We start from the raw sequence: 25,508 nt of genomic DNA on the forward strand, positions 1-25,508 counted from the left end.
CGGCGGGGGCGGCCGGGACGTCGTTCGGGCCCGGCGGGCGGGGAGGGTCGGTAGGTCGTTCGGGCCCGGCGGGCAGGGGGCGACCGGAGACCGTTGCAGCATACGCAACGGCCGTTGCGCAACGTGCCGCGCACCGGCAGGATGAGGGCATGACCTCCTCCGTGCTGGACCTTGCCCCCGTCGTGCCCGTGGTCGTCCTGGAGGACGCCGCCGACGCGGTGCCGCTCGCGCGCGCCCTGGTGGCGGGCGGTCTCCCGGCGATCGAGGTGACGCTGCGCACCCCCGCCGCCCTGGACGCGATCCGGGCGATCGCCGAGGGCGTGCCGGACGCGGTGGTCGGCGCCGGCACGGTGATCGCGCCGCGGCATGTCGAGGACACGGTGGCCGCCGGCGCCCGCTTCCTGGTGAGCCCGGGGTGGACGGACGCCCTGCTGGACGCGATGAAGGCGTCGGGACTGCCGTTCCTTCCGGGCGTCTCCACGACGTCCGAGGTGGTCGCGCTGCTGGAGCGCGGGGTCACCGAGATGAAGTTCTTCCCGGCCGAGGCAGCCGGCGGCACGGCCTATCTGAAGGCCCTGGCGTCACCGCTCCCCCAGGCCCGGTTCTGCCCGACCGGCGGGATCTCCCTCGCCTCGGCCCCCCGCTATCTCGCCCTGCCGAACGTCGGCTGCGTGGGCGGCAGCTGGATGGTGCCCGGCGACGCCGTGGCGGCCCGGGACTGGTCCCGGGTGGAGAAGCTGGCCGCCGAGGCGGCGGCGCTGCGCGGCTGAGCGGGGCGCACGCCGGGCGCCGGAGGGCCGCCGTCCCGGCGGCGCCGGAGCGGACCAGGGTCCGCTCGCGCGCCCGGGTCGGCGCCCCCGCGCGGCCGAAAACCGACGCCCGCGACGGGCGGCCGAAAAGCGACGGGCGCGAGCCCTTCCGCGAGCGCCGCAGGCATGCTTCCCGGCAACCGGGGCACGAGACATTCAAGACGTGACCCGGGCTCCCGGGACACCCGGGTTCCGCCGGACAATCCCCCGGCCCGGCGGAACCGCCCCGGCCCCATCGGCCTTCCCCCCGCCGATGGGGCCGGCTGCCGTCCCGGCCCGGTCCACCGGGACCGGGGCCGCGGCCCGAGCCGCTACCGCAGGTGCGAGGTGTCGTTCAGCAGCCGTACGGAGGCGTTGCCGTCCGCGTAGTACGCCACGGCCGACACCGAGGCCGCCGAGAGCTCCATCCGGAACAGCGACTCCGGCGGGGCGCCCAGGGCCAGCCGGACCAGGGTCTTGATCGGCGTGACGTGGGTGACCACCAGGACCGTACGGCCCGCGTACCGGGTCACCAGGCGGTCGCGGGTGGCGGCGACCCGGCGGGCGACCTCCGCGAAGCTCTCGCCTCCCCCGGTCGGCGCGGCCTTCGCCGAGCCGAGCCAGGCGTCCAGGTCCTCCCCGTACCGCTCCCTGACCTCGGCGAACGTCAGGCCCTCCCAGGCCCCGAAGTCCGTCTCGCGCAGCCCGTCCTCGATCCGGACGTCCAGCCCCAGCCGGGCCGCGACCGCGCCCGCGGTCTCCCGGCAGCGCCGCAGCGGCGAGCAGACGATCTCCTGCACCGTGCCCCGCGCGGCGAAGGCCTCGGCGGCCCGCCGGGCCTGCTCGCGACCGGCCGCGGACAGCTCCGGATCCGTCCCGCCGCTGCCGGAGAACCGCTTCTCCGGCGTGAGCGCCGTCTCCCCGTGGCGCAGCAGCACGAAGGTGGCGGGCGCGCCGAGATCGGGGGCCGAACCCCAGCCGACCTGCGGGGTGGCGGTGGTCGAGGAGCCGGAGGAAGCGGAAGAGGCAGAGGAGCCGGAGCCGGCGGGAAAGCCTGAAGAGCCGGAGGAGGCGGAGGAGCCCGGCGGGGCCGAGGCGCCCGGGGAGGCGGCAGGGCCCGAAGGGGCCGCAGCGCTCGTGGAAGCGGGCGCGGACGCCGTCGTCCGGTTCAGCGCCGCCCTGGCGCGGGCCGCTCCGGCCGCCGCGTCGCCGGGCGGGCCCGAGACCGGTGGCAGGGCGGCGGCGACCGAGTCCCGCGGGGTGTCGAGGGCGGCGGTCGAGGCGGACGGCTCCCACTGCTCGCCCCGGCGGCCCGCGTCCATGGCCTCGTTGGCGAGCCGGTCCGCGTGCTTGTTCTTCTCGCGCGGGATCCACTCGTAGGTGACGGCGGACGCCGGAAGGATCCGGGCCGCCTCGGCGGCGAGCGGCTTCATGTCCGGATGCTTGATCTTCCAGCGGCCCGACATCTGCTCGACCACGAGCTTGGAGTCCATCCGGACGCGGACCCGCGGGACGCCCTCGGGCACCAGGGCCGCGGCGGCGCGGAGCCCGGCGATGAGGCCCTTGTACTCCGCGACGTTGTTCGTCGCGACGCCGATGTACTCGGCGGCCTCGGCCAGGGTCTCCCCCGTCCGCGCGTCGATGACGACCGCGCCGTAGCCGGCGGGGCCCGGATTGCCCCGGGAACCCCCGTCGGCCTCGACGACGAAGTGGCGCGGCCCGCCCACTACAGGCCCGAGTCGGCGGTGCGGACCAGAATGCGGCGGCAGTTCTCGCAGCGCAGCACGGCGTCGGGGGCGGCGGCCTTCACCTCGTTGACCTCGGTGATGTTGAGCTCCAGCCGGCAGCCCTCGCAGCGGCGCTGGTAGAGGCGGGCGGCGCCCACCCCGCCCTGCTGGGCGCGGAGCTTGTCGTACAGCTTGAGCAGGTCGGCGGGGACGGAGGCGGCGACGACCTCGCGCTCCTTGGCCACCGTGGCGGCCTCCTCGTCCAGCTCGCGGGTGGCGGTGTCCCGGCGGCCGGTCGCGTCGTCGGCCTTGGCCTGCACGGCGGCGACGCGGTCGGTCAGCTCGGTGACGCGCTCCTGCACGGACTCGCGGCGCTCCATGACTTCGAGGACGACGTCCTCCAGGTCGCCCTGGCGCTTGGCGAGCGAGACGATCTCGCGCTGGAGGTTCTCCAGGTCCTTGGGCGAGGTCACCGCGCCGGAGTCCAGCCGCTGCTGGTCGCGGGCGGCGCGCTGGCGCACCTGGTCGACGTCCTGCTCCGCCTTGGTCTGCTCGCGGGCGGTGTCGCTCTCCTCGGTCGTGGCCGCGACCAGCAGATCGCGGAGCTGGGCGAGGTCGGCGGTCAGCGACTCGATCTCGGCGTGCTCGGGCAGGGAGGTGCGGCGGTGCGCGAGCTGGGCGAGGCGCTGGTCGAGGGCCTGGACGTCGAGGAGTCGGATCTGGTCGGCGGGCGCGGCGTTCAGTTGGGGGCTCCAGAAGAGTGGTGGGTGGTCCAGGGGTCGGTGACCTGCTTCGAGACATGGACCCGCAGGTCCCATCCGTGGCGGTCGGAGATCGCGTCGAGCTGCGCCGCGGCCTGCTCGCACCACGGCCATTCGGTGGCCCAGTGCGCGGCGTCGACCAGGCCGAGCGGCGAGTGCTGGATGGCCTCGGAGGCCGGGTGGTGGCGCAGGTCCGCGGTGAGGAAGGCGTCCACGCCCGCCGCGCGGACCGCGTCGAAGAGGCTGTCACCGGATCCGCCGCTCACCGCGACCCTGCGCACCACGGCCTCGGGGTCGCCGGCGAGGCGGATGCCCTGGGCGGTGGCGGGCAGCCGGGCGGCGGCGCGGGCCGCGAAGGCGGCCAGGGTCTCGGGGTGGTCGAGCGCGCAGATCCGGCCGAGGCCACGGCGGCCCGCGGGGTCGGTGGGGTCCGGTACGAGGGGGCCCTCGACGCGCAGGTCGAGGGCGCCGGCCAGGGCGTCGGAGACGCCGGGGTCCGCGGTGTCGGCGTTGGTGTGCGCCACGTGCAGCGCGATGTCGTGCTTGATCAGGGTGTGCACGACGCGGCCCTTGAAGGTGCCGGCCGCGACCGTCGTCGTCCCGCGCAGATAGAGCGGGTGGTGGGTGACGATCAGCTGGGCGCCGAGCCGCATCGCCTCGTCGGCGATCTCGTGCACGGGGTCGACGGCGAAGAGCACCCGGCGCACCTCGGCGTCCGGATCGCCGCAGACCGTGCCGACCGCGTCCCATCCTTCGGCCCGCTCGGGCGGCCACAGGGCGTCGAGCTCGGCGATGACTTCAGACAGACGGGGCACGGAGGAAAGGCTACCTGCCCTCCGTGCCCCGCGGTCCCGGGCCGCCGGACCCGCGGGGGCGGGGCGGCGGCCGGTCATGAATCGTTACTTCGGCGGGTGCGCGCGGCCGTCACTTCACCAGGTCGGCGCGCAGGTCGTCGAGGACCAGGTTGGCGGCGGTGACGCCGAGGCCGAGGTACCAGGTCTCGTCGGAGACGTTCTTGGCGCGGCCCTCCTTGACGGCGGTGAGGTTCTTCCACAGCGGGTTGGCCTGGGTGGTGTCCCGCTTGGTGGCCTTCACGGGGCCGTAGACGCCGGTGAAGATCCAGTCGGCGTCCGCCTCGTCGATCTTCTCCGGGCTGATCTCCGCGGCCAGCTCGTTGATCTGCTGGTTCTTGGGCCGCGGCAGTCCGGCGTCGTCGAGGATGGTGCCGATGAAGGAGGCCTTGGCGTAGAGGCGGATCTTGTCCGGCAGGTAGCGGACCATGGAGATGGTCGGCTTCTTCGGGCCGATGTCCTCGCCGAGCTTCTTGGCGTTGGTCTCGTAGGCGCCCAGCTCGGACTTGGCCTTGGCGGTCTTGTCGAGCGCGGCGGCGTTGAGGAGGTAGTTCTCCTTCCAGGTGAAGCCCGGACGGATGGAGAACACGGTCGGCGCGATCTTGGACAGCTCGTCGTACTTGTCCGCGGCGCGCAGCTGGCTGCCGAGGATCAGGTCGGGCTTCAGTCCGGCGATCGCCTCCAGGTTGAGGTTGTTGATCGTGCCGACGTTCTTGGGCTCGCCCGCGTCCTTCTTCAGGTACGAGGGGATCGCCGCGTCGCCCTCGGAGGGGGCGTAGCCGACCGGCTTCACGCCCAGCGAGACGACGTTGTCGAACTCGCCGACGTCCAGCACGACGACCCGCTTCGGGGCGGCCTTCAGCTCGGTCTTGCCCATCGCGTGCGTGATGGTGCGCGGGAACGTGCCGGCCGGGGCGTCCGTGCCGTACGCCGCGGTCTTCGCCGCCGCGTCGCCGAAGTCCTTGCCGCCGGTGGCGACCGAGGCCTTCTTGTCGGCGTCGGACTTGGCCGAACCGCCGGAGCCGCCGTCGTCGCTCCCGCAGGCGGAGAGGGACAGGGCGGCCACTACGGCCAGACCGACTGCGGCGGTGCCGCGGCGTCGAAGGGACATCACTTGCTCCAGTCGAGGGTCACACAGGCAATGCTTAGGAATGCCTAACCTTAGGCGCTCCTCCTGGGGCAAGCACAACCACCCCCGCCTCTTCAGGCGAATACGGGCATCGCCACCCTTATGTGTGAAGTGGTGTGGCTCGTGTTGTTCGGCTGGAAGTGCGAAAACTAGCTTCGGTTGCCGGAGGTGATGAGTCGATGACTGCCTGTGCCATCGAGGACGAGGTCGCCGAGGCGGTCGGACCGGCCGGCGCGGAGGGTCCGGCGCCCGGTGCGCCGGAGACGGCCGGGGAGACCGCGGAGCCGGCCGGGGACGCGGCGGGCCCCGCCCGGGACGCCGGGACGGACCCCGACGCGAACCGCGACGAGGACGTCGACAGGGACCCCGCGTCCCCGCCGCCCGCACCAGCACCAGCACCCGCACCCGCACCCGCCGAAACGGTCCTGCCCGTCCTCGCGCTCAGCGCCGACGGGGCCTACGGCGCCCGGCTCACCACGGCCCGCCCGGCGGGCGGAGGACCGGACTCCGGCGGTGAGCCCGCCTGGTTCGCCGAGCGGTGGACGCTGGACGGGCCCGAGCCCTACGCCGTGCCGCTGCCGCTGGACCAGCCGGAGGAGGCGGACTCACAGGTGCTGCCGCTCGCCGACGGGCGGGTGCTGATCCACCGCCGGGTCGCCGGGCACCGGGCGTTCTCGCTGCTCTATCCGACCGGCCCTGGCACCGGTGAACTCCCCCTGGGCATCGTGGAATGCGAGGAGCTGACGCTGCTCCCGCCCTCGCCCGACGGCGTCAGCGCGTACGCCCTGGCCCCGGGGACGTACTCCACAGCGCTCTGGCGGATCGCCGGCGCGGCCGGGGGCCCCGAGCATCTGGCGGATCTGCCGGGGCACTGCACGGGCGGGGTCTGGCTGGACCGGGCGGGCCGGATGCTGGCCCTGGACCGGGAGCCGGCGGGCGGCGGCCCGGTCAAGGCGGTCGCGGTGGATCTGGGCCGGGACGCCGAGACGACCCCGCTGCTGCAGATCGCGCCGGAGAGCGACGACCGGCTGCTGCTGGCCGATCCGGACAGCGGGCTGCTGCTGATCCGCTCCGACGCGCCGGGGCACGACCGGATCGGCTGGGGCGTGCTGGGCAGTTGCCTGCCCGTGCGCTTCCCGGAGTGCCTGCGGCTGCCGGACGCCGCCGTGACGCCGTTCGCCGTGCAGCCGGGGCAGGCGCTGATGCCGGAGAGCTGTGCGGTGGCCCTGCGGATCGACGGGGCGGCGGGCACCTGGCTGGGCGTCTGGCGCCCCTCGGGCCGCCGGCTCCATCAACGCCCCGCGCCCTTCGGCTGGTTGGCCGGCAGCGGGGTCTGGTCGGCCGACGGCGTCCTCGCCCTGCCGTACGCGGACGCGGAGACGGACTGCGCGGTGGCGCTGCTCGACGCCCCCTCCGACGAGGCTCCGTCCGGCCCGTCCGGGGGTACCGGAAACGGTACGCAACCCTCCGCCGCCGGGAGGGGTCTCACGGTGTGCCGACCCGTTCCGCTGGGGCAGGCGCCGCTCGTGGGACGCATGGCGTCGCACTGAAGTGCCGCTCTAGGAAATCGGTCTAAGGTGAGGCCGGGGATCTTGCGCAACCGCGCTCGCGGTCGCCGACGGTGACCGGGTGCGCGGGGGCGTGCCGGCCCCCGTGACACACGCAGGCAAGCAATCGCAACGGGGTGACTTCCCAGATGTCTGAGGCGCGAACCGACACGACCCAGACGCGTCCGCCGGGGGCGGACGCACCACGGGCCGGAGCCGGCGGCTCCGGAAAGCACCGAGGGGGTGTGGCCGTGGACGACGCGGCGGTGCAGCCGCTCGGACGCCACCGCCGCCCCTCCGAGGGCGGTGACAGGGCGGCCTGACCGCCCGCGAGACGTAACGAGGGGAGACGGAGGGCCCCCGCATCCGGCACCGGATGCGGGGGCCCTCCTCTGTCGCGGGGTGCTCCCCTCCCGCGTCAGCCCCGCTTGAGTCCCAGCACCTCGGCCGCCGCGAACGTCCGGTTCGGCGGCTGCTGCGCGTAGTACGGGGAGAGCAGTTCGTCCAGCTCGTCGAAGGAGAAGGTGTCCTTCGTCGCGTCGAACTGCGCGGCCACCCGGGGCCGTTCGACGACCGCGACCATGCCGCCGTGCACCACGAGCAGCTGCCCGTTGACCCGGGCGGCGGCCGGTGAGGCCAGATAGCCGACGAGCGGTGAGACGTGCTCGGGGGCGAGCGCGTCGAGCCGGCCGTCCTGCGGCACCTCGAAGCCCGCGAAAACGTCCTCGGTCATCCGGGTGCGGGCGCGCGGGCAGATCGCGTTGGCGGTGACGCCGTACTTGGCCAGGGCCAGCGCGGTGGAGGTGGTCAGGCCGACGATGCCGCCCTTGGCCGCGGCGTAGTTGGGCTGGCCCGCCGAACCGGCCAGGAAGGCCTCGGACGAGGTGTTGACGATCCGTCCGTAGACCGGGCCGCCGGCCTCCTTCGAGCGGGTCCGCCAGTGCGCGGCGGCGAAGTGCGTGGTGTTGAAGTGGCCCTTGAGGTGCACCCGTACGACCGAGTCCCATTCGTCCTCGGTCATCGAGAAGATCATCCGGTCGCGCAGGATGCCCGCGTTGTTGACCAGGATGTCGAGCTTGCCGTAGGTGGTGACGGCCAGGTCGACCAGGGCGCGGGCCTGGTCGTGGTCGGCGACGTCGCCGAGGTGCGCGACGGCGCGGCCGCCCGCCGCGCGGATCTCCTCGGCGACCTCCTCCGCCGGAGTGGCGGACGCCTCGCCCGAGCCGTCGCGGCCCGGCTGCCCGTAGTCGTTGACGACGACGGCCGCGCCGAGCCGGGCCAGTTCCAGCGCCTCGGCCCGGCCGAGACCGCGCCCGGCGCCGGTGACGATCGCGGACAGTCCGTCCAGGGGAAGTGACATCGGATCTCGGGTTCCTCTCGGGTGGGGGCGGGGGGTCAGAGTTCGATGCAGGTGCGCAGCGACTCTCCGGTCCGCATCTGGTCGAGGGCGTCGTTGATGCCGTCGAGCCGGACCCGGTGGGTGATCATGGACTCCAGGTCGATGCGGCCGGCCCGCCAGAGCGCGATGGCCCGTTCGTAGGAGCGCAGGACGTCCCCGCCGCCGTACATGGAGGGCAGGATGCGCTTCTCGTCGAAGAACAGCTCGAACATGTTGACCTGGAAGTTGTCGTCCATGGCGCCGGCGCCGACGATGCACAGGGTGCCGCCGCGCCGGGTGTGCTCGTAGGCGGTGCGGGCGGTGACGGACTTGCCGACGACCTCGAAGACGTAGTCGAAGCCCTCGCCGGCGGTGATCCGCTGTTTGGCGTCGGTGAACTCCTCGGGCGGGACGGCCTCGGTGGCGCCGAAGCGCAGGGCCGCCTCGCGCCGGGAGGCGACCGGGTCGACGGCGACGATCTGGGCGGCGCCCTGGACTCGGGCGCCCTGGATCGTGGAGATGCCGACGCCGCCGCAACCGATCACGGCGACCGAGGAACCGGCCTCCACCCGCGCGGTGTTGATGGCCGCGCCGAGGCCGGTGGTGACCCCGCAGCCGATCAGGGCGGCGATCTCGAACGGGACGTCGTCGGGGATGGGCACCGCGCAGCCGGCGCCGACGACGACCTCCTCGGTGAAGGTGCCGGTGCCGGCGAAGCCGAAGACGTCGCCGCCGGGGCGCTTGAAGTTGGGGGTGCCCGCGTTCATGAAGCCGGCGAGGCAGAGCTGGGTCTGGCCGCGCTTGCAGGAGGGGCAGGCGCCGCAGGCCGGCAGCCAGCAGACCAGCACCCGGTCCCCGGCGCTCAGTCCGGTCACCCCGTCGCCGACGTCGACGACCTCGCCGGCGCCCTCGTGGCCGGGGATGAAGGGGGCGGGCTGCGGCAGCACACCGCTCATCGCGGAGACGTCGGAGTGGCAGAGGCCGGTGGCCCGGATGCGGAGCTTCACCTTGCCGGGGCCGAAGCCCACCGCCTCGACGTCGTCGAGTACTTCGAGTTTCTCCTGGCCGATCTCGTGCAGTACGGCTGCGCGCATGGTGCGGCTCCCCTCATGGGCCGGGTGGTGCGGTGACGGGTTCGTTCTCGTTCCGGTGCGGGTCGGGGGGTGCGGGGTCCGGGTTCGGGTCCGGTGTCTGCCGCCCGGGATCCGGGGACGGACCGGGTCCGGGATGCGGAACGCGGGGTGCGGGATGCGGAGGCGGGGTGCGGGGTGCGGGATGCGGGATCCCGCGTACGGGTCAGTCGTGTTCGACGAAGGTGTCGCCGAGGACCGCCGCGCCGTCCCGTTCCACGGCGCTCACCTCGACGCGTACCCGCTTCTCCGAGGTCCACATGGCGATGCGCAGGGTCTCGCCGGGGAAGACGACCCCGGTGAAGCGGGTGCGGCAGGCGCGGACGCGGGAGGCGTCGCCGCCCAGGACCGTGTCGGTGACGGCCTTGAGCGTCATGCCGTAGGTGCACAGACCGTGCAGGATCGGCCGGTCGAAGCCGGCGAGCGCGGCGAACTCGGGGTCGGCGTGGAGCGGGTTCCAGTCGCCGGACAGCCGGTAGAGCAGTGCCTGGTCGGGGCGGACAGGGCGTTCGACGACGTGGTTCGGGGCGACGGCGGGGTAGGCGGTCCGTTCGGAGGGGCCGCGCTCCCCGCCGAAGCCGCCCTCGCCGCGTACGAAGATCTGGGCGTCGCTGGTCCACAGCGGTCCGTCCTCGTCGGCCGCCTCGGTCCGCAGCACCAGGACGGCCGCCTTGACCTTGTCGTACACGGCGGCGACCTTCGAGGTCTGGACGGCGGAGCCGCTGACCGGGATCGGGCGGTGCACCCGGACGCTCTGGCCGCCGTGCAGCACGGCGGCGAGGTCGACGTCGATCCCGGGCGAGGAGAGGCCCGCCGAGGTGCCGAGGCCCGCACCGGCGACGGTGGCGAAGGAGGGCAGCACCTGGAGCCGCGACTCCAGGGTGTAGCGCAGTTCGCCGGGGTCGACGGCGGGGGCGGCGACATCGGGGCGGGCGCCCGCGCCGATCCCGAGGTGGTAGAGCTGGACGTCCTTGTGGTCCCAGTCGATCCGGCTGGTCCGGGGTTCGGCGGCGAGAGCCTTCTCGGCATCAATGGGCATGGGGAAGCTGCTCCTCGACGGTGAAAGACCCCGGCGCGGCCGTCCGCACCGTCGGCCGCACCGAGGTCGTACGGGACCGGAGCCCGCGCCCGTTCTAGAACGCGTTCTATCCGGCTGGCCCTATGTATAACGCAGCCCCCAGCACATGGGAAGACTCCTGACGTGTCGTCAGATCACTTGGACGCAAGGCATATCCGGTCATCGCTACAGGGCGGCCAGGCGATCCGTCCGCGCCCCACCGGTGACATTTGTCATCGCGGAGTCCGTACAAGCGCCTCTGCCCCGTGCGCCGCGGACTCCGTAGCGTCGTAGCCATGACGAAGACAACGGGGAACGAGGCCGCGGTGGTGTTCACCGGGGCAGTGAAGACCTTCGGCCGGGCGGAGCGGACCGTGCGCGCCGTGGACGGGATCGGGCTCACCGTCGGGCGGGGCGAGACCGTCGCCCTGCTCGGCCGCAACGGGGCCGGCAAGTCCACCGCGATCAGCCTGCTCCTCGGGCTGAACGAGCCGGACTCCGGCAGCGTGCGGGTGCTGGGCCGCACCCCCGAACAGGCGGTGCGCGCGGGCCTGGTGGGTGCGATGCTCCAGGAGGGGCAGCCGATCCCCCGGGTGACCGTCCAGGAACTGATCACGTTCGTCGCCTCCACGTATCCGAAGCCGATGCCGGTCGCCGAGGCGCTGGACCTGGCGGGGGTCGCCCCGTACGTGGACCGGCGGATCGACAAGCTGTCCGGCGGCCAGCTCCAGCGGGTCCGGTTCGCCGTCGCGCTGGCCGGGAACCCCGAGCTGATCGTGCTGGACGAGCCGACCGCCGCCCTGGACGTGGAGGCCCGGCACACCTTCTGGGAGTCGATGCGGGGCTACGCCCGGCGCGGCAACACGGTCCTCTTCTCCACGCACTACCTGGAGGAGGCCGACGAGAACGCCGACCGGATCGTCGTCGTCGACCACGGCCGGATCGTGGCCGACGGCAGCGGCGAGGCCATCAAGGCGGAGGCCGGCCACAGCCAGGTCTCCTTCGATCTGGCGGGCCGGCCGTCCGAGGGCCTGGAACTGCTGCCCGGCGTGGTGACCGTCGAGATCACCGGCGACCGGGCCGTCCTGCACACCGAGGACTCCGACGCCACCGTCATGGAACTGGCCCGGCTGAACGCCGTCCGCAACCTCCAGGTCGCCCAGGCCTCGCTGGAGGCCGCCTTCCTCTCCCTCACCGCGCCGGGCGCCGGCGCCTCCCGCCTCACGAAGGAAGCCGTCTGATGTACCAGTACGTGATGCTCGAAGTCCGGCGCACCCTTCGGGACGCCTCGTTCCTGATCTTCGGCACGGGCATGCCCGTGATGATGTACCTGATCTTCACCAATATCGGCGGGGGCGGCGACGTCGACGGCTGGAAGACCGCCTCGATGGTCGGCATGGCCGCGTACGGCGCCCTGGGCTCCGCGATGTCCATCGGCACGGGTGTCGCCTCCGACAAGTCCCTCGGCTGGCTCCAGCAGTTGAGGGTCACCCCGCTCGCCCCCACGCACGCGGTGGTGGGCCGGGCGATCAGCGGCTCGGTGACCGTACTGCCGACGATCCTGACCGTGCTGCTGGCCGGCGGACTGGTCAACGGCGTACGGATGGCGGCCTGGCAGTGGGCCGCGCTGGTCCTGCTGCTCTGGATCGGCGCGCTGCCCTTCACCATGCTCGGCCTGGGCAACGGCTACCGGCTGACCCCGCAGGGCACCGGAGTGGTCAACATCGCCTGTCTGATGGGCTTCGCGATCATCGGCGGCCTCTGGTTCCCGATGGAGGTCATGCCCGGCTGGATCCGCTCCTTCGGCACCCTCACCCCGGCCAACCGCTTCGCCGACCTGGGCTGGGCGATCACCGACGGACACGCCCCCGGCCTCGCGACCGTCGGCGTCCTCCTCTTCTGGCTGGCGCTGTTCGGCGGGTACGCCGTGATCTCGTACCGTCGGTCCGCGAGGACCGTGTGACGGGAGTGGACATGCTGGGGTACGGCACAGAGGGGTTCCGGGAACGGCGCCGGCTGCGGAAGGAGCGGCGCGGACCGGGCCCCGGGCCGTACGCCCTGCTCCCCTGGCTGCTGATGGGCCTGGGGTCCTTCTCCAATCTCTTCCAGGGCAAGACCCCCAACCCGTGGATCGGCGGGCTGGGGCTGCTCGCCTTCAACAGCCTCTACATCTCCCTGGTGGCCCGGGGGTTCACCAGGGAGAAGCGCGAGAGCACCGTCTCCTACGTCCTGCTGGGGACGATGGCCGTGATCACCTTCGGGCTGGCGATCGGCTACGGCGGGAGCTGGCTGCTCTTCTTCCCGCTGCTCTCCCTGGCCTGCGGGACGATCCTGCGCCGGCGCTGGCTCGCCGCCGTGCTCTTCGCCCTCGCCGTGTCGGTCTGCCTGATCGCGGTGTGGCGCGAGGACGGGGCGGCGACCCCCTGGACCCTGGCGTACGGCACGTTCATCTCGGGCGCGGTGACGGCGGCGATCCTCACCCTGTCGGAGACCGTGCGGGAACTGGCCTCCACCCGCGAGGAACTGGCCCGCACCGCCGTCGAGAAGGAGCGGCTGCGCTTCTCCCGGGACCTCCACGACCTCCTGGGACACACGCTCTCCGTCATCGTCGTGAAGTCGGAGGCGGCCCGCCGGCTGGCCCCCCGCGACATGGACGCCGCCCTCCTCCAGGTCGCCGACATCGAGTCCGTGGGCCGGCAGGCGCTCACCGAGATCCGGGAGGCCGTCACCGGCTACCGCGAGGGCAGCCTCGCCACCGAACTGGACCGCGCCCGCTCCGCGTTGACCGCCGCCGGCATCACCCCGTCGGTCCGCCTCTCCGGCGCGCCGCTCGCCCCGCAGACCGAGGCCCTCCTCGGCTGGGTGGTCCGCGAGGCCGTCACGAACGTCGTCCGCCACTCCTCCGCCACCACCTGCTCCTTCGTCGTCGACGGCACCGCCGACCGCGTCCACCTCACCGTCACCGACGACGGCACCACCCCCGCCGCCCCGCCCTCCCCCGGCATCGGCGGCACCGGCCTCAAGGGCCTCACCGAACGCCTCGCCACCGCCGGCGGCTCCCTCACCGCCGGCCCCGCCCCCTCGGGCGGCTTCACGGTCAGGGCGGAACTGCCGGCGGACGCGGGGGCGGAGCCGGGGGCGGAGACGGAGACGGACCGGGTCAGATGATGCGCGGGACGACCTCGTCCTTCCGGGTGGACCAGTTGGTCACGATGGGCTTCTCGACGGTGGCGGTGTCGGGGAGTTCGACGTCGGCCGGGTCCGGGTCGTCCTCGCGGACGGCGATGACGACGTGGTCGAACTGGACGCCCGCGTCGCCGGGGGTGGTCTTCGGGGAGATGCCCGCGTGGGCGACGGCGGAGCCGCCGAGCTTGATCGGGTCCTCGCCGCCCTGGCCGACCGGGGAGGCGACGCCTTCGGCCTTGGAGCCGAAGGAGACGCTGGGCGTGTTGACGTCGAGGTAGCAGGTGATCCCGGACTTCGCCTTGGCCGTGACGATGTAGTGGCTGATCGGCCGGGCCTCCCATGTGACGGTGAGGTCCAGGTCGTTGGTGCCGCAGGACTGGCCGTAGCCGCTCTTGTCGCCGCCGCCCGAACCGGAGTCGCCCTGGTCGCCCCCGGTTCCCGCGTCCGGGGTGCCGGAGGACGAGGAGCCTCCCGAGGTGTCCTGGCCCGCGGTGTCCCCGGAGGGCTTCCCGCTCCCCCCGGTGGCCGCGGCGGGGGACGCCGTGGATCCGTCGGCGCCCGCGATGTCCTCCGGGCCGCAGGCCGTCGCGGTGAGGGCGAGGGCGGCGACCGCGGTGGCGGTCAGCAGGAGGCGGGCGGAACGGGCCGTACGAGCGGAACGGGCAGGGGTGAGCGAGCGCATGAGGGTCTCCGGAGAGTGTGTCGGGTGCGGTGTGTTCTCCCGCTGACACCTCGACAGTAGGGGCGCCCCTGTCCTGGAACGATCGCGTGAATGTCCAGGTTCTGTCGCAGCGGATCGGTTCCGTCGAACGGTGTCGAATGTCCGCGCGGAGGTGCGTGACGGGTCCCAACGGGCCCTCGGCCCTACCCTGTTCCCGTGAACGAGATGCCGCAGGACCACCGGCCGTCCAAGTCCGTACGGGTGCTCCTCGCCGAGGACCAGGGAATGATGCGCGGGGCGCTCGCGCTGCTGCTCGGACTCGAACCCGACATCGAGGTGGTGGCCCAGGTCGGGGCGGGGGACGCGATCGTACCGGCGGCGCTGGAGTCGCGGCCCGATGTGGCGCTGCTGGACATCGAACTGCCGGGGCGCAGCGGGCTGGACGCGGCGGCGGATCTGCGGGAGGAGGTGCCGGACTGCCGGGTACTGATCCTCACGACGTTCGGCAGGCCCGGGTATCTGCGGCGGGCGATGGAGGCGGGGGCGGCGGGGTTCCTGGTGAAGGACGGGCCGGTGGAGGATCTGGCGGCGGCGATCCGGAAGGTGCTGGCCGGGGAGACCGTCGTCGATCCGGCGCTGGCCGCCGCCGCGCTGAGTGCGGGGCCGAGCCCGCTGACGGCCCGAGAGCGGGACGCGCTGGTCGCGTCGGTGGACGGGGCGACGGTCGCCGATATCGCGGGGAAGCTGAGCCTGTCGGAGTCGACGGTCCGGAACTATCTGTCGTCGGCGATCGGGAAGACCGGGACCCGCAACCGGATGGAGGCGGTCCGGGCGGCCCGGCAGCAGGGCTGGCTCTGAGGCGGGACCGGGACGCACTGCCTGCGGACCGGGGCGCATCTCGCAGCCGTACCGGCTCCGAGGCGGGCCCGGGTTGCGGGAGGGCCCGCGCGGACGGTTCGTGTCCGCGCGGGCCCCTCTGTGCGAGCGGTCAGTGGTGGCGGCGTTCGGCCGCCTTCAGGGTGACCGCCACGGCCTGCCCGGTGTAGGGCGAGTCCGTGCCGAGGGTGAGATCGGCGGTGTACGTGCCGGCCGCGGGGACCGCGCCCGCGTCGGCGGTGACGGGCACGGTGGCCGACTGTCCGGGCCTCAGCGTGAGGTGCGTGCGCTTCGCGGAGAGCCAGGAGACGTCGTCGTCCCCGCACTGGTCGTAGCTCGGCAGGTAGGAGGCGCGGACGCCTCCTACGAGGTACGAACGGACGGACTGGCCGCCGCCGATCTCGTAGAGGCCGCAGCCGACGCCGCCCTGGTAGACGGGGTACGGGGAGTCCGGCAGCGAGGACCAGGCCCCGGTGACCGGGTCGTACTCGTAGACGGCGTCGGAGGCGAAGGGCGTGTCGTCGCTGTAGCCGCCGACGACCTGCATCCGGCCGTTCGCCCCGGTCCCGGCGGCACCGGCCATGCCGTCCGGCATATCGGCGATGCGCCGCCAGGAGTCGGTCGACGGGCGGTAGGCGTACGCCGCCGGCGTCAGGCTCTGGTCGCGGGCGCGGTCCTGGCCGCCGGCGCAGATCACCTCACCGGCCACGCCCGCGCACACCGTGCTGGTGAGCGCCGTCGGGTGGTCGGCGACCCTGGTCCAGCGGTCGGACGAGGGCGTGTAGCGGTAGACGGCCCTGGTGGGCTTGGTGCAGTCGTCCACGCATCCGGAGACGACGTACAGCTTCCCGTCGAGGACCGCCGTGCCCGCCACCTTCACGGCCTGCGGAAGGGCGGCCGCGCGGGTCCAGGTGTCCGTCGCGGGGTGGTAGGCGTACACGGTGGTACGGGAGGCGGCGTCGTCGCTCTGGCCACCGGCCACGTACAGCGTGCCGTTCACGAAGGCGGAGGAGGCCGCGGCGACCGGCTCGGGCAGGTCGGCGATGCGCCGCCACGCGCCGGCGGCCGGTTCGTAGACGTAGCCGTGCGTCGTCAGCGTCGCGCCGACGGCGCGGTCGAAGCCGCCGACGGAGTAGACCTTGCCGGCGTAGGTGCTGACGGCGTTCATCATGATGGGCTCGGGATAGTCCGGCAGGCTCGACCAGGCGGCCCCGTCGGCGGACTTCGAGGGCTTCGCCGTGGTGGTCTGCTCGCCGAGGTCCACCGTCACCGGCGCCCGGCCGGTGTTGGTGAGGGTGACGGTCTTCGTCCGCTTCCGGCCGAGGTCGGCGTCGAAGGAGACCGAGGGCTTCGCGACCACGTGCCCGGCCTCCAGACGGAGGTCGAACCGGGTGATCCGGCCCGGGGCGACCTTCACCGTGTGAGTGCCGGTCGCGTAGCGCGGGGCGGAGACGGCGACGGTGTGCTTGCCGGCGCCGGGGGCGAAGAGCCAGTAGCGGCCGCCCCGGTCGGCGGGGTTGCCCTCGGTCGCCGCACTGTATCCGGCGGTGTAGGGGGTGGCGGGGTCGGTGACCGTGGCTCCGTTGACGGGCTTCCCGGTGTTGCCGTCGGTGACCGTGCCGGTGAGCAGGGACCCGGGGAGCGCGCTGCACCCGCCGAGCTGGACGCTGTCGGTCTGCCAGACGCCGAGTTCGCCGGCGGTGCTGGTGAAGTGGAAGCGGATGCGGACCTTGGACTTCCCCTCGGCCTGCGGGAGCTTCACGGTCTCGTGACCGGCGTGCAGGTCGACCGGGTCGTTGACGGCCTTCCACACGGTGTTCCAGGTGGTGCCGCCGTCGGTGGAGAGGTCTACGGTTCCGGAGGCGGCGTCCTCGGCACCGGCGAACATCGAGTCGAAGTCGAGCCGTGCCTCGTGTCCGCGCAGGTCGACGACCGGGGAGGTGAGGACGGTGTCCTCGGCCGCGAGGTCGTGGGCGAAGTTGTTGGCGGTGGCGAAGTTGCCGCTGCCGCCGGTCATGTTCTCGATGCCGAACGGGGCGTCGAACTGCCAGCCCGGGTCGGCGCCGCTGACGGTCCAGCCGTTCTTCGGGCCGGTCCAGCCGTCGAAGTCGGCCGCGGCGGCGTTGCCGTAGCCGGGGGCGAGGCACACCGCCCGGTCCGGCACCGAGGTGACGTTCCGGGTCAGGTCGGAGTCACCGACCTCGACGGTGAGATCGGTGGTGTGGTAGCCGGGGCTGAGCGGGGTGGCGTGCAATTGGTACGTGGCGCCGCGCGGGAGGTCGACGGAGTAGGCGCCGGTCTCCGGGTCGGTGAACACCGCGCCGCCGGGGTAGCCGTCGACGGTGATCCGGCTCGCGAGCGGCCAGCCCTGCTCGGCGCCGTCCTTGACGGTGCCGCTGACCTTGGTGGTGGCGGTCTTGACGAGGCTCAGGTCGACGGTGGTGCTGGTGCCCTTGCCGACCTTCGTGGCCGCTCCGGTGGCGTCGGCGTAGCCGAACAGCGAGGCGGTGATCCGGTAGGTGCCGGTGGCGGCGGACAGGGTGTAGCGGCCGTCGGCGCCGGTCGTCGTACGGAAGCTGCGTCCGCTCGCCTCGTCGGCGGCGCGGACCACGGCTCCGGCCAGCGGGGCGCCGTCGGCACCGGCGGTGATCCGGCCGGTGAGGGTGCCGCTCTCGCCGAAGGTCAGGGCGGACACGCCGTTGGGGGTGCCGAGACCGGTCGGGCCGTCGTAGCCGGGACCGGCGGTGCAGGTGACGTCGCCGCAGGAGTCGTTGGCGCCCTCGGTGACGTCGTTGAGGCCGCTGTCGCCGGTGTAGGCGTACGGGTAGGTCACCGGGTACGTCGACGGCGCGGGGTCGCCGGCCACGGCGTACATCGCCGCGACGAGCGGGGCGGAGAGGCTGGTGCCGCCGACCTGGAGCCAGCCGTCGTTGCCGACGGTGTCGTAGACGCCGAGTCCGGAGGCCGGGTCCGCGTCGGCGGAGATGTCGGACGTGGACCGGGTGTCGCAGCCGGTCTCGATGCCCTCCTGGTAGGCGGGGGTGGCCTCGAAGCGCGAGCAGCCGGAGCCGGCGCTGGCCCAGGCGGTCTCGGTCCAGCCGCGCTCGGTGCCGGGCGCGGCGCTCAGCCGGGTGCCGCCGACGGAGACCACGTTCGGGTTGGTGGACGGCCAGCTCTGCACATGGCCGGTGTCGCCTGAGGAGACGGTGATGACGACGCCCGGGTGGTCGTAGTAGTGGTCGTAGAGCGTCTGGTCGGCGCCCTCGCCGTCGACGCCGTAGGAGTTCGAGACGAACTTGGCGCCGAGCCGGACGGCCGTCTCGACGGCGGCGCCGAGGTTGTCGAGCGAGTTGTCGTCGCCCTGGACCAGCAGGATCTTGCAGTTGGGGCAGGCCGCCGACACGGCGTCCAGGTCGAGCGAGGTCTCGGTGGCCCAGCCCGGGTCGTCGGCCGGGTAGTCGGTGCCGCCGCGCTGGTCGACCTTGCGGAAGCAGCCGTTGGCCGTGGTGCAGGCGGGCAGTCCGTGGTGGGCGCGGAAGACCGCCAGGTCCTCCTCGGCGCGGGAGTTGCCGAAGGCGTCGACGATGGCGACGGTCCGGCCCTCACCGCCGGCGGGCAGCTTGTAGGCGGCCTGGATCTCCTTCGGGCCGAGCGAGGTGGCCGGCGGGCCGGAGGCCGCGGACCGGGCCCGGATGTTCTGGTCCGTGCGGGTGTTCACCAGCGAGAGGCAGCGGGCGTACCCGGTCTTCTGCGCCGGGTTGTTGCAGTCGGTGGGGGTGTACGGCCGGACGGTGGGGTCGGCGGGCGCCGTCGCGCCGGTGGACGGGCCGTCCGTCGCCGCGAGGGCGGCGGGCGACGCCGACAGCAGGCCGACGGTGAAGCACGCCGCGGCGGCGTAGGTGAGGACCGCGCGTATGCGCCGTCCGCGGGGCGGGCGGTGATCGGGTCTCGGACTCACGGGGAGCCTTTCGGGGAAGGGCCGGGTGGGCCGGTCTTCAGAGGGGTTCGTAGCCGTCCGCGTCCGGCCGCGGGGGCGCGGTGGGACGCGGTGCCCCGTCCGGGACGGGTTCGCCGGACGGGGGGATCGGAGGGGGCGGAGAGGTCGGGGGGATCGGGGGGATCGGAGGGCCGGCCGGGGGCTCGTGGGTCGGCTCGGGAGCCTGGCTGCTCATGGGAAGGGGGTGCTCTCGTACGGTCGCGCGGTCGCGGGACGGGCGGGTGACTCCCGCAGTGTCGGGCGGGGACGGGACCGGTTGCGATTGGGCGGATGCCTCAAAGAACGTGGGGCGGGGCCGCATTGAGACCCCGGAGGGACGGGCCCGCCCCCAGGGGCCGGGCCCCTGGGGGCGGGGCACGGGAAGCCTCGACGGCCGCCCCGGCCGGTCCCGCCCACGGCGCGTCGCGGCCCGGCGCAGGGTGCGCCGGGCGTGCCGCTACTCGGCCGGGTTCTGTTCCGCCGTCGCCACGCTCACCGCGAGGGCGGTGCGGGTCGTCACGCCGTGCTTGCGCATCGCCGACTTGAGCTGGGCGGCGACGGTCTTGGGCGAACGGGAGAGCGCGGCGGCGATCTCCCGGTTGGTCAGCCCGTCGAGGAGCAGCCGGACGACCTCGGTCTCGCGGGGCGAGAGGCGGTCGCCGTACCCGCGCCGGCCGCCGCGCCAGACCACGCGGGCGGTCTCGCCGTGCTCGCGCAGGGCCGCCGCGACCCGGTCGGCGTCGCCGCGCGCGCCGAGCGCGTCCAGTTCCCGCCGCACGTCGTGGAGGCGCGCGAGGCCCGCATCGGGCGGACCGGCCGCGATCCGGTGGAGGGCCTCGCGTTCGGCGGCGAGCAGGGCCTCGTACGGGCGGGGCAGGGCGCGCCAGGCCTCGGCGGCGGCCGCCCAGGCGTCGGCGGCCCGGTCCGCGGGGCCGTCGGCTCCCGTGACGAGGGCCCGGCAGACGAGCGCGGCGGCGGCCGCGGCGGGGATGGCGCGGCCGGCCGTGCCCCCGGCGAACGCGTCGGTGAGCCGCCCGGCCTCCTCGGTCCGGCCGGCCGCGAGGAGCGCCTCGACGCGGGCGGGCAGGAGTTCGGCACCGAACACCCACAGGCCCTTGGCGGTCAGGGTGCCGGTGACCTGCTCGGTGGCGGCCAGGGCCCGGCCCGTCTCGCCGTCGGCGAGATGGAGGCGGCCGAGGGCCCCGGCGGGTTCGGCCTGGAGCAGCAGGTCACCGCCGCGCAGGCCCTCGTCGAGCGCGGCGGCGAGCCGTTCCTCCGCGGTCCGGCGGTCGCCCGCCGCGAGGTCGTGCAGGCCGAGCAGGAGCTGCTTCTCGGCGAGGAAACGCGGATCGTCCTCGGACTCGGCGAGGGCCCGGACCCGCTCGGGGTAGTTCTCCCAGTGGCCGCAGAACCAGTCCAGGTGGACGACATTGGCCGCGATCATCATGTGCTGGCCCTGGATGCCGTGGCGGTCGGCCTGGTCGAGGGCACGGTCGAGGAGCTGCCGGGCCTTGGCGTGGCGGCCCCAGTACATGGCGCCGGCCCCGGAGTTGAGCAGGCCGCGGTTGAGGTGGAGGATGTCGCCGGGCGCCACCTCGCTCTCGTCGCGGAGGAAGCCGTCGACGGGCTGCCAGCCGGTCTCCTCGCCGAGTTGCAGCAGGGCGTTGGACCAGCTGACCCGGTAGAACAGCCGCCGTTCCCGGGGGACTTCCCGCTCCATCAGCTCCGCGGCGCGGTCGAGCCAGCGCAGATGGGCGGCGACGGGCAGCGGGGAGTCGGTCGGCACGCCGAGCAGGATCATGGCCCGCGCGGCCTCCAGGGGGTCGTCGGCGAGGCCTTGGATGGCCTGTTCGAACTGGTCCTGGGAGGGGCGCAGTTCCCCGGCGGCGTGGATGATCCGGCCGAGCTGCATATGGACGTCGGCGCGCTCCCTCGGGGAGAGGCCGTCGTCGGTGAGGCAGTCGCGCAGGGTGCGCAGCATCTCGTCCCGGTTGCGCAAGCCGCCGTAGGTGTGCAGCGGGACCTTGCGGACCAGCCGGACGATGTCGCGGGCGGGCAGGCCGGGGATGGTCAGCAGATCGTGGACGAAGGCGACGGCGGTGCGCTGGTCGCCGGCGGCGAGGGCCAGGTCGGCGGCCCGTTCGCCGTGGCGGAGCCAGGGGCCGAGGTCTCCGGCGCCCCGGAAGTGGTGGGCGAGGCGGGCCGGTGAGGGGCGGGCGCCCTCCGCCAGGGCGCGGCCGGCGCGGGCGTGCAGCCGGGCACGGTCGCGGGCGGTGAGTCCGTCGTGGACGGCCTGGGCGGACAGGGCGTGCCGGAAGGCGAGCCGCCCGTACGCCCCCTCGGTGAGCAGCCCGCCCCTGACGGCGGCGTCGGCGGCGGGGCGGGCCCGGTCCGCAGGCAGTCCGGCCACGGCGAACAGCACGTCCTCGGGGGCGGGTTCGCCGAGGACGGCGGCGGCCTCCAGGACGGTGCGGGCGTCCGGGTCGAGCCGGGCGACGCGTTCGGCGACGGCGTCGCGGATGGTCGGGGGGACGGCGATGTCCGCGAGGGCGTGGCGGACCCACTCGTCCTCGCGGCGCACCAGGTCCGCGCGGTCGCGCAGCAGATGGACGGACTCCTCCAGGGCGAGCGGGATGCCGTCGGTGCGGGCGTGCAGGAAGGTGGAGAAGGCGTCGGAGACATGGTCGTCGTCGAGCATCGACGAGACGAGTCCGGCGGTGTCCGCGACGCCGAGCGGGCGCAGTGCGAGGCGTACGTGGCGTCCGCCGGCCGCCGGGCGGGAGGTCAGCCGGGGCAGCAGGGAGCCGGGCGGCAGATCCTCGGGGCGGTAGGTGAGGACCAGGCTGACGGTGCGGGTGGGGCGGGTGGTGAGGAAGAGGAGGAAGTCGAGCGTCGCGTCGTCGGCCCAGTGGACGTCCTCGACGACCAGCACGCGTATCGCCAGCCGGTCCAGGAGTTCGGCCAGGGCCCGCAGCAGCCGGTGCCGGGCGGCGCCCGGGTCCGGCAGGGGTTCGGGCACCGGCTGGAGGTCGTCGGCCCATTCCGGCAGCAGCGGGCGCAGGACCCCCGCGAGGGGCGAGAGACCGAGCCCGGCGGGCCCTTCGGGCCGGGCGTCCCGCACCGCGTCGATGATCGGCCCGAAGGTGAGCGCGTCCCGGAACGGCGGACAGACGGCGGTCAGCGTGCCGCCGGAGCCGTCGGGGCCTCCGAGGCCGTCAGGGCCGCCGTCCCCCGTCTCCGTTTCCCGGCGCTCGCCGCACAGCCGCAGCGCCTCGCGCACCAGTCGGCTCTTGCCGATCCCGGCCTCGCCCTCGACCACGACGAGCGCCACGGGACCGCCGGGTGCCAGGGCGTCGACGAGATCGCGGAGTTCGGCGTCGCGGCCGGTGAAGCGGGGCGGCCGGGGCCGCGGCCGGTGATCGGGAACGGGCTCGGGGCGGGGGGCCGCGGTGCCCGGAGAAAGGCCCTGAGTGGCGTGAACGACCTGGTGTGCCGCCGTGCTCCGCTCGCCGCTCATCCGCCGTGCCACTCCCCTCGCCGTCCCCGCGCGGCCATCCTCGCCTGCCGGGGGCCCACTTCACCAGGGGGTCGGGCGATCTTCGGAAGTGATCCTTCCGCGAGCTCGGGGACGCGGCGTACCAGGGCCTGTCCGCCCCTTCCCGTCGTCCGCCCGGAGGGCGGGCCGGGCGCCGTCAGGACTGTGCCGTGGCCCGTCGCGGCAGCCACAACGCCATCAGCAGCAGTCCGCCGACCAGGACGCAGCAGGCCGTCCGGAAGGCGATCGCGTAACCGGCGGTGAGGTCCACCGGGTCGGCGGAGCCGGCGGTGCGGGCGGCGGCGACGGTGGAGAGGACCGCGAGGCCGAGGGCGCCGCCCATGGTGCGGGAGGTGTTGACGAGGCCGGAGACCAGGCCCGCCTCGCCGGGGGCGGCGCCGGAGGTGGCGAGGGCGGCGAGCGGGGTGGCCGCCAGGCCCGTACCGGCCATCATGAGGATGCCGGGCAGGCAGATGGAGGTGAGGTACGAGCCGTCGGCGGTCATCGTGGACTGCCAGCCGAAGCCCGCCGCGGCGACGGCCGTACCGATCAGGGCGAGGTTCTTCGCGCCGGTGAACGCCATGAGCCGGGGCGCGATCTTGGAGAAGACGACGATGGCCACCGAGGTCGGCATCAGGGCGAGTCCGGCGTCGAGCGCGGAGTACCCGAGGACGTTCTGCGCGTACACCGTCATGAAGTACCACATGGAGAAGGTGGCGGAGCCGATGATGAGCATCGCGGTGTTCGCCGAGGCCACGGCGCGGGCGCCCAGGACCCGCAGGGGCATCAGCGGACGGGCGGTGCGGGACTCGACGAGGACGAAGAGGGCGAGCAGGGCGGCCCCGCCGAGCAACGGCAGCAGGGTGGCCGGCGCGGTCCAGCCGGATTCCTCGGTCTGGACGATGCCGTAGGCGACCAGGGCCAGGCCCGCCGTGACGAGCACCGCGCCCAGCAGGTCGATGCGGCTGCGCTCGCCGGCCCGGCCCTCGGCGAGGACGAGGGCGGCGCCGATCAGCACGAGGACCCCGATGGGCACGTTGATGAGCAGCACCCACCGCCAGGAGAGGGTGTCGGTGAGCACCCCGCCGATGAGTCCGCCGGCCGCGCCGCCGCCCGCCCCGACGGCCATCCAGGTGCCGATGGCGCGGGTGCGGGCGGGGCCCTCGGGGACGGCCGCGGTGAGCAGGGTCAGGGTGGCCGGGGCGAGGACGGCGGCGCCGAGCCCCTGTCCGGCGCGTGCGGCCAGGAGCTGCCAGCCCTCCTGGGCGAGTCCGCCGGCGAGCGAGGCGGCGGTGAACAGGCCGAGGCCGACGAGGAACATCCGCTTGCGGCCGTAGAGGTCGGCGGCGCGTCCGCCGAGGAGCATGAAGCCGGCGAAGGCGATCGAGTAGGCGTTGAGCACCCACTGCAGACCGGCGGCGCTGAGCCCGAGGTCGGTGCGCATGGACGGCAGGGCGACATTGACGACGGACACGTCGAGGACGACGAGGAACTGTCCGGTGCAGGCGGCGAGGACGACCGCCCAGGTGCGGGCGCGGGTCCGGGTGGTACGGCGTGTGGGCGTCGAGACGTCAACCATGGCGTCATCCTCGCAGCCGCCCCGTACCCCGTACATCGGTTTCCGGACCGTGGCGGCCTCGGTCCCCTGGCCTACGACCGGGGTCCCGGCCCCGGTCGTGGGCACGGTGCGGGACGCGGGCGTCAGCGGCGCAGCAGGGTCACCACGGCGGCCCCGCCGAGTCCGATGTTGTGGGCGAGGGCGGTGCGCGCGCCCGGGACCTGGCGGGCGCCGGCCTCGCCGCGGAGCTGCCAGGTGAGCTCGGCGGCCTGGGCGATGCCGGTGGCGCCGAGCGGGTGCCCCTTGGAGATCAGCCCGCCGGACGGGTTGACGACCCAGCGGCCGCCGTGGGTGGTGGCCCCGGACTCGACGAGGGCCCCGGACTCGCCCTCGCCGCACAGGCACAGCGCCTCGTAGGTGAGGAGTTCGTTGATGGAGAAGCAGTCGTGGAGTTCGATGACGTCGAGGTCGTCGGCCGAGATCCCGGCGGTCTCGTACACCCGGCGGGCGGCCTCGCGCGACACGGGGAGTCCGACCGCGTCGATGCAGGTGCCGGAGGCGAAGGAGTCCTCGGTGTCGGTGGTCATGGCCTGGGCGGCGATCTCCACGGCCCGCTCCCCGAGGCCGCGCTCCTCGACGAAGCGCTCGGAGACGACGACGGCCGCCGCCGCCCCGTCGGAGGTCGGGGAGCACTGGAGCCGGGTGAGGGGGCGGTGGACGGGTTTGGCGGCCAGGACCTCCTCGACCGTGTACGGGTCCTGGAACTGGGCGTACGGGTTGCCGGCGGAGTGGCGGTGGTTCTTGGCGGCGACGGCGGCGAGCTGGGCCTCGGTGGTGCCGTAGGCCGCCATGTGCTCGCGGGCCGCGTTGCCGAAGATCTGCGCGGTCGGCGGGGTCATCTCGAAGCCGTGGGCGGCGGCCATGATCCCGTAGTGCCGGGCGACCGGCGAGGTCTTGAAGTCGGCCGCCCCGCCGTCGGCCCCGCCGCCGCCGAGCGAGCCGCGCGCCATCTTCTCGAAGCCGGTGGCGAGGACGCAGTCGGCGGCTCCTCCCTGGACGAACTGGCGGGCCGTCATCAGCGCGGTGGAGCCGGTGGCGCAGTTGTTGTTGACGTTGTAGACAGGGATGCCGGTGAGGCCAAGCGTGTAGACGGCCCGCTGTCCGGCGGTGGAGGGCTGGAAGCAGTAGCCGACGACGGCCTGTTCGATGTCCCGGTACGTGAGCGTGGCGTCGGCGAGCGCGGCGGTGCCGGCCTCCTCGACCATGTCCCAGTACTGCCAGTCGCGGGTTTCGGGCTTCTCGAACCTCGTCATCCCGACGCCGACGATGTAGGCCTTCATCATGTGTC

Annotated in this window: 18 protein-coding genes; 6 read left to right on the forward strand and 12 right to left on the reverse strand. The window is 74.0% G+C overall.

Going from position 1 to position 25,508, the window contains the following annotated elements:
- Nucleotides 1-149 precede the first annotated feature (149 nt).
- Nucleotides 150-770: a bifunctional 4-hydroxy-2-oxoglutarate aldolase/2-dehydro-3-deoxy-phosphogluconate aldolase gene (gene eda / locus ACFVDM_RS03580; RefSeq protein WP_383632569.1), complete on the forward strand. Its 621-nt coding sequence runs from the start codon at nt 150-152 to the stop codon at nt 768-770.
- Nucleotides 771-1,120: 350 nt separating this feature from the next.
- Here the strand turns inward: eda and ACFVDM_RS03585 are convergent, their stop codons facing one another.
- From ACFVDM_RS03585 to ACFVDM_RS03600, 4 genes are all read right to left on the reverse strand, one after another.
- Nucleotides 1,121-2,515: a bifunctional RNase H/acid phosphatase gene (locus tag ACFVDM_RS03585; RefSeq protein ID WP_383632572.1), complete on the reverse strand. Its 1,395-nt coding sequence runs from the start codon at nt 2,513-2,515 to the stop codon at nt 1,121-1,123.
- Nucleotides 2,515-3,258 carry a zinc ribbon domain-containing protein gene (locus ACFVDM_RS03590; RefSeq protein ID WP_383633504.1) on the reverse strand — a complete coding sequence of 248 codons (744 nt, stop codon included), beginning with the start codon at nt 3,256-3,258 and terminating at the stop codon, nt 2,515-2,517. The genes ACFVDM_RS03585 and ACFVDM_RS03590 overlap by 1 nt, the downstream gene beginning before the upstream one ends.
- Nucleotides 3,255-4,091, reverse strand: coding sequence for a Nif3-like dinuclear metal center hexameric protein (locus ACFVDM_RS03595; protein ID WP_383632575.1), 837 nt, complete (start codon nt 4,089-4,091; stop codon nt 3,255-3,257). The genes ACFVDM_RS03590 and ACFVDM_RS03595 overlap by 4 nt, the downstream gene beginning before the upstream one ends.
- A 109-nt stretch (nt 4,092-4,200) precedes the next feature.
- A complete protein-coding gene (locus ACFVDM_RS03600; protein ID WP_383632578.1) occupies nt 4,201-5,238 on the reverse strand; it encodes an ABC transporter substrate-binding protein in 1,038 nt (345 codons plus the stop codon).
- 197 nt (nt 5,239-5,435) lie between these two features.
- Here ACFVDM_RS03600 and ACFVDM_RS03605 point away from each other — a divergent pair, with 197 nt between their 5' ends.
- The gene (locus tag ACFVDM_RS03605; RefSeq protein WP_383632581.1) at nt 5,436-6,806 is read left to right on the forward strand and encodes a hypothetical protein; all 1,371 of its coding nucleotides are present in this window, start codon (nt 5,436-5,438) and stop codon (nt 6,804-6,806) included.
- A gap of 415 nt (nt 6,807-7,221) precedes the next feature.
- On the opposite strand, the gene ACFVDM_RS03610 is transcribed toward ACFVDM_RS03605, so the two are convergent.
- The 3 genes from ACFVDM_RS03610 to ACFVDM_RS03620 form a co-directional block, all read right to left on the reverse strand.
- A complete protein-coding gene (locus tag ACFVDM_RS03610; RefSeq protein ID WP_383632584.1) occupies nt 7,222-8,163 on the reverse strand; it encodes a 3-oxoacyl-ACP reductase in 942 nt (313 codons plus the stop codon).
- A 35-nt stretch (nt 8,164-8,198) separates the two neighbouring features.
- Complete coding sequence (locus tag ACFVDM_RS03615) at nt 8,199-9,275, reverse strand: Zn-dependent alcohol dehydrogenase (RefSeq protein ID WP_383632587.1); 1,077 nt, start codon at nt 9,273-9,275, stop codon at nt 8,199-8,201.
- Nucleotides 9,276-9,477: 202 nt separating this feature from the next.
- Nucleotides 9,478-10,350, reverse strand: coding sequence for a MaoC/PaaZ C-terminal domain-containing protein (locus ACFVDM_RS03620; protein ID WP_383632590.1), 873 nt, complete (start codon nt 10,348-10,350; stop codon nt 9,478-9,480).
- A gap of 314 nt (nt 10,351-10,664) precedes the next feature.
- Here ACFVDM_RS03620 and ACFVDM_RS03625 point away from each other — a divergent pair, with 314 nt between their 5' ends.
- Genes ACFVDM_RS03625 through ACFVDM_RS03635 form a run of 3 tightly spaced genes read left to right on the forward strand, consistent with a single transcriptional unit; the run spans nt 10,665 to nt 13,536 of the window.
- Nucleotides 10,665-11,609, forward strand: a complete 945-nt coding sequence (locus ACFVDM_RS03625) for an ABC transporter ATP-binding protein (RefSeq protein WP_383632593.1) — start codon at nt 10,665-10,667, stop codon at nt 11,607-11,609.
- Entirely contained in the window at nt 11,609-12,331 is a 723-nt protein-coding gene (locus ACFVDM_RS03630; RefSeq protein ID WP_383632596.1) for an ABC transporter permease, read from the forward strand. The genes ACFVDM_RS03625 and ACFVDM_RS03630 overlap by 1 nt, the downstream gene beginning before the upstream one ends.
- 11 nt (nt 12,332-12,342) lie before the next feature.
- Nucleotides 12,343-13,536, forward strand: coding sequence for a sensor histidine kinase (locus tag ACFVDM_RS03635; RefSeq protein WP_383633508.1), 1,194 nt, complete (start codon nt 12,343-12,345; stop codon nt 13,534-13,536).
- Here ACFVDM_RS03635 and ACFVDM_RS03640 read toward each other — a convergent pair.
- Nucleotides 13,529-14,236, reverse strand: a complete 708-nt coding sequence (locus ACFVDM_RS03640; protein ID WP_383632599.1) for a hypothetical protein — start codon at nt 14,234-14,236, stop codon at nt 13,529-13,531. The genes ACFVDM_RS03635 and ACFVDM_RS03640 overlap by 8 nt on opposite strands.
- Nucleotides 14,237-14,440: 204 nt before the next feature.
- Here ACFVDM_RS03640 and ACFVDM_RS03645 point away from each other — a divergent pair, with 204 nt between their 5' ends.
- Nucleotides 14,441-15,073: a response regulator gene (locus tag ACFVDM_RS03645; protein ID WP_383633511.1), complete on the forward strand. Its 633-nt coding sequence runs from the start codon at nt 14,441-14,443 to the stop codon at nt 15,071-15,073.
- Between the two features lie 130 nt (nt 15,074-15,203).
- Here ACFVDM_RS03645 and ACFVDM_RS03650 read toward each other — a convergent pair whose 3' ends face one another.
- From ACFVDM_RS03650 to ACFVDM_RS03665, 4 genes are all read right to left on the reverse strand, one after another.
- On the reverse strand, nt 15,204-19,049 hold the full coding sequence (locus tag ACFVDM_RS03650) for a carboxypeptidase regulatory-like domain-containing protein (protein WP_383632602.1): 3,846 nt from the start codon (nt 19,047-19,049) through the stop codon (nt 15,204-15,206).
- Nucleotides 19,050-19,524: 475 nt separating this feature from the next.
- On the reverse strand, nt 19,525-22,584 hold the full coding sequence (locus ACFVDM_RS03655; protein ID WP_383632605.1) for an ATP-binding protein: 3,060 nt from the start codon (nt 22,582-22,584) through the stop codon (nt 19,525-19,527).
- 175 nt (nt 22,585-22,759) lie between these two features.
- Entirely contained in the window at nt 22,760-24,181 is a 1,422-nt protein-coding gene (locus tag ACFVDM_RS03660; protein ID WP_383632608.1) for an MFS transporter, read from the reverse strand.
- A gap of 122 nt (nt 24,182-24,303) precedes the next feature.
- Nucleotides 24,304-25,500, reverse strand: a complete 1,197-nt coding sequence (locus ACFVDM_RS03665; RefSeq protein WP_383633514.1) for a lipid-transfer protein — start codon at nt 25,498-25,500, stop codon at nt 24,304-24,306.
- Nucleotides 25,501-25,508: the final 8 nt, after the last annotated feature.

The organism is Streptomyces sp. NPDC057682 (assembly GCF_042799575.1).
Lineage (GTDB): Bacteria > Actinomycetota > Actinomycetes > Streptomycetales > Streptomycetaceae > Streptomyces.